The organism is Leifsonia sp. HAY1-4F, assembly GCF_056755275.1.
On record NZ_JBNDHX010000238.1, the window covers coordinates 1 to 301 of the forward strand.

Genomic DNA, 301 nt, shown 5'->3' on the forward strand with positions numbered 1-301 from the left:
TCACGGCCGAGGACGTGGCCAAGCGCCTCATCGACTTCGGCTTCCACGCTCCCACCCTGGCCTTCCCGGTTGCCGGAACCTTGATGGTGGAGCCCACCGAGTCCGAAGACCTGGCGGAGATCGACCGCTTCATCGAAGCCATGATCACCATCCGCAAGGAAATCGACCAGGTGGCCGGCGGTGATTTCACTGTTGAGAAGTCGCCGCTGCGCAACGCGCCGCACACTGCTGCCGCCGTCGTCAGTTCCGACTGGGACCGCGACTACCCGCGTGAGCAGGCCGCTTTCCCGGTCCACCACCT

The 301-nt window shown here is 65.1% G+C and carries 1 pseudogene; it reads left to right on the plus strand.

Going from position 1 to position 301, the window contains the following annotated elements:
- A pseudogene (locus tag ACPYOG_RS19365) lies at positions 1 to 301 on the plus strand (glycine dehydrogenase (aminomethyl-transferring)); the annotation flags it as partial.